The sequence below is a fragment of the Actinotalea sp. C106 genome, from assembly GCF_023630195.1.
GTDB lineage: Bacteria > Actinomycetota > Actinomycetes > Actinomycetales > Cellulomonadaceae > Actinotalea.
In genome coordinates, this window is sequence record NZ_JALPKN010000233.1 from 1 (window position 1) to 5,087 (window position 5,087).

Here is a 5,087-nt window from a genome sequence, read left to right on the forward strand (position 1 = left end):
GGGGAGGGCACCGGCGCGCCCGCCCTCGCCCCGCAGCCGGCCGTGGGCGACATCGACCAGCTCGTCGAGCAGGTGCGGGGCAGCGGGGTCGACGTCTCCGTCGTGCGCATGGGCACCGCGCGCCGCCTGCCCCCGGGGATCGACCTCACCGTCTACCGCATCTGCCAGGAGTCCCTGACGAACATCCTCAAGCACGCCGGCCCGTCCCCCTCGGCCACCGTCATGCTGCAGTGGAAGCCCGAGGCGCTCGTGCTCCAGGTGAGCGACGACGGGCGTGGCGCGGCCGCCGAGACCGACGGTGTCGGCCAGGGGGTGCTGGGCATGCGCGAGCGTGCAGCCATGCTGGGCGGCACGCTCACGGTCGGGCCCCGCCCGGGCGGCGGGTACCGCGTCCGCGCCGAGATCCCGATCCCCCCGCACGAGGAGCACCGATGACCACGACCGACGCCGACCGCCCCACCGTGCGCGTCGCCCTCGTCGACGACCAGCAGCTGGTGCGTGCGGGCTTCCGCATGGTGATCGACTCCCAGCCCGACCTCGAGGTCGTCCTCGAGGCCGGGGACGGCGCCGAGGCCCTGCGCCGGCTCGCGGCGGTCGAGGTCGACGTCGTGCTCATGGACGTCCGCATGCCGACCCTCGACGGGCTGGCCGCGACCGCCCGGCTCACCGCACCGTCGTCGGGCACGCTGCCGGGGTCGCCGGGCGCCTCGGGATCCGTGGCCGGGGGGCCCGCCGGGCGTCCCGTCCCCCGGGTCATCGTGCTCACCACCTTCGACCTCGACGAGTACGTGCTCGCCGCGATCCGCGCCGGGGCCAGCGGGTTCCTGCTCAAGGACGCCCCGCCCGAGGAGATGCTCGCGGCCATCCGCACCGTGCACGCGGGGGACGCGGTGATCGCGCCCTCCTCGACCCGTCGCCTGCTCGAGCACCTCGTGACGGCCCTGCCCGAGGCCGAGGACCCATCGACCGCCCACCCGGGCCTGGGCGAGCTGACCGACCGCGAGCGCGAGGTCCTCGTCCTGATGGCCCGCGGCCGCTCGAACACCGAGATCGCCGGGGACCTCTTCGTGGCCGAGGCCACGGTCAAGACCCACGTGGGGCGGATCCTGTCCAAGCTCGGTGCCCGGGACCGCGTGCAGGCCGTCGTCACGGCCTACGAGGGCGGTCTGGTGCGTCCGGGCAGCTGAGCCCGCGCGGGGTGCACGCCCGCGTCCACGTCCCGCCCAGGGTGGCCTGCCACCGCCGCCGCGTCCGACCAGGGGATGACCCGCCGCGGGCGAGGACCATGCCGGGGCGCGACGCCCCGAGGACCGGGACCTCCGTAGCGTCGAGGCACACGACGACACCCGAGGAGACCCCCCCGTGCCCAGCACACCGAACACCAGCACCACCGCGGTCAGCGCGCGACGCCTGACCAAGGTCTACGGCCAGGGCGAGGCAGCCGTCCACGCCCTCGCCGGGGTCGACGTCGACTTCCAGGCCGGGGCCTTCACGGCGATCATGGGCCCCTCGGGCTCCGGCAAGTCCACCCTCATGCACCTGCTCGCGGGGCTCGACGTCGCGAGCGGCGGGCAGGCCTTCCTCGGCAGCACCGAGATCACCGGGCTCGACGACAACGCCCTGACGCGTCTGCGGCGCGACCGCGTGGGCTTCGTGTTCCAGTCCTTCAACCTGCTGCCCATGTTCACGGCCCGGCAGAACATCCTGCTGCCCCTCGAGCTCGCCGGCGCCCCGGTCGACGAGGCCTGGCTGGGCACGCTCACCGGGACCCTGGGGCTCGACGACCGCCTGACCCACCGGCCGAGCGAGCTCTCGGGCGGGCAGCAGCAGCGTGTGGCGATCGCCCGCGCCCTGATCGCCAAGCCCGAGGTGGTCTTCGCCGACGAGCCCACCGGCAACCTGGACTCGCGAGCAGGGGCTCAGGTGCTGAGCTTCCTGCGCCGCTCGGTCCGCGAGCTGGGTCGCACCATCATCATGGTCACCCACGACCCGTCGGCCGCGGCGTACGCCGACCGCGTGGTGCTGCTCGCGGACGGCCGGATCGCCGGGGACATCAGCGACCCGACGCCTGAGTCGGTGCTCGCGGGCCTGGACGCCCTGCGCTCCCTCGACGAGCCGGCGGTGCGCTGATGCTGCGCCTGACCCTGGCGCAGATGCGCCGCAGCCTGGGGCGGCTGACCGCCGCCGGGATCGCCATCGTCCTGGGCACGGCCTTCGTCGCCGCGACCCTGCTCGCGGGCAACGCGATCACCCGCACCACCTACGACGCCGTGACCGGCTCCTACGCCGATGCGGACCTGATCATCGGCGGCGCGGAGCTCGACGACACCGCGCTCGCCGCAGCCCGCGAGGTGCCGGGCGTGGACGTGATCGACCCCCAGTGGCAGACGTACGTCGAGGTGGTCGGCCGTGACGGGCGCCTGTACACGGCGGCCAAGGCGAAGGCCACGCACCCGGACCTCGAGGCCGAGACCCTGACCGAGGGCGCCCTCCCGTCCGATGCCGAGGAGATCGCTCTCCCGGCGAGCCTCGCCGAGCTGGTCGGCGTGGGGCTCGGCGACACCGTCACCACCCAGCTCGAGATCTGGACCCCGGACCCCGACGACGCCGAGGGCGGCTCGGTCAGCACGATGCGCGAGGACCTCGAGGTCACCGGCCTGCTCGACGACGGGAGCTCGGCGTTCATCGGCATCGGTGGCGCCGCCGTCGCCGACGAGAGCCTGGTGCGCTCCTGGATGGAGGCCCTCGACACCGAGGGGCTGGGCGTCACGACCGGCCAGGCACTCGTCGCCCTCACCCCCGGGACGGACCTGCGCTCGGCGCAGGAGGCGCTGCGCGAGTCGGTGGGCGGCGCCTCCGTCCAGACGGTCGACGAGGCCGCCGAGCAGATCACCGCCGAGCTGACCGGCAGCTCGATGGTCTTCACGGCCATCGTGCTCGGCTTCGCGGCCGTCGCCCTGCTGGTCGCGGGGCTGGTCATCACCAACACCTTCCAGGTGCTCGTGGCCCAGCGCACCCGGACCCTGGCACTGCTGCGCTGCGTGGGTGCCGGGCGCAAGCAGCTCCGCCGCTCGGTCATGATCGAGGCCACCCTCCTGGGCGTCGCCGCCTCGGCGGTCGGTCTGGTGCTGGGGACCGCGGTGGTCCAGGGGGCCCTGAGCGTCCTGGGCCGGACGGCGGTCGACGTCCCCCTGCCCGAGACGGTCACCATCACCCCCGTGGTCGTGCTCGTCCCGATGCTGGTCGGCACCGCGGTGACCCTGCTCGCGGCGATGAGCCCCGCCAGGGCCGCGACCCGCGTCTCGGCCCTCGCCGCGCTCCGCCCGGCCGAGAACCCGCAGGTCTCGACCCGGAGCGGCCGCCTGCGCGCCTGGTTCTCGGGCCTGCTCGTGGTCGGTGGCTTCGGGCTCCTGGCCCTCGGCATGGTCCTCGCCACGAACGTCGACCTCCTGCTCGGCCTGGCCGCGGGGGTGCTGGGAGGTGCGGCCTCCTTCGTCGGGCTCATGATCGCGGCGGTGTTCTGGGTGCCGTGGCTCATCCGTGGGCTGGCCCGGCTGCTCTCGCGCGGCGGACCTGCGGCGACCCTCGCGGGGGCCAACAGCGTCCGGAACCCGCGGCGCACGGCCTCGACGAGCAGCGCCCTGCTGGTGGGCGTGACCCTGGTCGCGATGATGTCGACGGGGGCGGCCAGCACCCGGCACTCCCTCAACGAGGCCCTCGACGAGCAGTACCCCGTCGACGTGCAGGTCGAGACCGTCGGCAACGGGATGAGCTACCCGGCTCTGCCCGCCGCGGTGACCAGCGAGGTCCGGGCCGTCGAGGAGGTGCGCGCCATCGCCGAGACCACCAGGACGATGGTCACCGTCCTCGACGACCTCGACGGCGCGATGACCACGCTGGAGACCTTCGAGGCGACCGCGATCGACCCCGCCCTCGCCCGGGAGGTGCTGCGCACCCCTGACTACGTCGCGGAGCTGGACGACGCGAGCGTGGTCGTCGCGACCTCCCTCGCCACCAACCTCGGGATCGAGGACGGGCAGGAGCTCACCCTGACCCCGGCGACGGACGAGCAGGGCGCCTCCCCGGGTGCGGAGGTGACCCTCACGGTGGCGACGACCGAGATGCCGAGCTGGGGGCTCATGGTCACGGACCAGACCATGTCGCGCCTGGACCCCGCTGCCCCGGTCAGCGGGCTGTGGCTCGGGGTCACCGACCTCGACGACGCCAACGCGGTGGTCAGCGCGGTCGACGTCGCGGCAGCCGCCTCCGACGTGGGGCTGAGCACCGCCGGGGCGGCGATCGAGCGTGGCTTCTACCAGGAGGTGATCGACACGCTCCTCGCGGTCGTGGTGGGGCTGCTCGGGGTCGCGGTGGTCATCGCGCTGGTCGGTGTGGCCAACACGCTGTCCCTGTCCGTGATCGAGCGGCGCCGCGAGTCGGCGACGCTGCGTGCCCTGGGCCTGTCCCGGCGTCAGCTGCGGGCGACCCTGGCCGTGGAGGGCCTGCTCGTCGCAGCCGTGGGTGCGCTCGCCGGGTCCCTGCTGGGGGTCGTGTACGGCTGGGCCGGGTCGCAGACCTTGCTCGGCGAGATCAGCGCGGTGGGGCTGACCGTGCCGTGGCGTGACCTGGGGCTGGTGCTCCTCGTGGCCCTGGCCGCCGGTCTCCTGGCCTCGGTCCTGCCCGGGCGCAGCGCGGCTCGCACCCCGCCGGTGCAGGCCCTGGGCGTCGAGTAGCTCGACACCCGCCGTCCCGGCGCGAGCAGTCCACAGCACCACGGGCCGTCCCTGCCTCCCCAGGCAGGACGGCCCGTGGTGCTCCCCGGTGGGCCCTTCGCGCTTCCCTCGCGGGATGCGCTTCTCCCTCGCCTCGGTCGACCTCGAGGTCCCTCGCGGCCTGACGGTGCACGAGGCACGGCACCACGCCGCGCGGCTCACGGGAGACCCCCGGGTGACGGTCGAGGCGTGGTCGGTCGAGGGCCGCAGGCTCGACGAGGACCACGTCGCGGGGGTCGTGCCCTGGGTGCACGGCGCGCAGGTCGACCTCGGCGCGCCGGCCCCCGACCCGGCCCTGCTCGTGCACCGGACCGG

The 5,087-nt window shown here is 74.6% G+C and carries 5 protein-coding genes; all 5 read left to right on the forward strand.

Going from position 1 to position 5,087, the window contains the following annotated elements; translation table 11 throughout:
- The coding region (locus tag L0B03_RS13715) for an ATP-binding protein (protein WP_308200063.1) at positions 1 to 435 on the forward strand (435 nt) is incomplete at its 5' end.
- Positions 432 to 1,187: a response regulator transcription factor gene (locus L0B03_RS13720; protein WP_250446703.1), complete on the forward strand. Its 756-nt coding sequence runs from the start codon at positions 432 to 434 to the stop codon at positions 1,185 to 1,187. The genes L0B03_RS13715 and L0B03_RS13720, both read left to right, overlap by 4 nt.
- Before the next feature lie 175 nt (positions 1,188 to 1,362).
- A complete protein-coding gene (locus L0B03_RS13725; protein ID WP_250446705.1) occupies positions 1,363 to 2,130 on the forward strand; it encodes an ABC transporter ATP-binding protein in 768 nt (255 codons plus the stop codon).
- Positions 2,130 to 4,733, forward strand: coding sequence for an ABC transporter permease (locus tag L0B03_RS13730; RefSeq protein WP_250446707.1), 2,604 nt, complete (start codon positions 2,130 to 2,132; stop codon positions 4,731 to 4,733). The genes L0B03_RS13725 and L0B03_RS13730 overlap by 1 nt, the downstream gene beginning before the upstream one ends.
- A gap of 115 nt (positions 4,734 to 4,848) precedes the next feature.
- The coding region (locus tag L0B03_RS13735) for a hypothetical protein (RefSeq protein WP_250446709.1) at positions 4,849 to 5,087 on the forward strand (239 nt) is incomplete at its 3' end.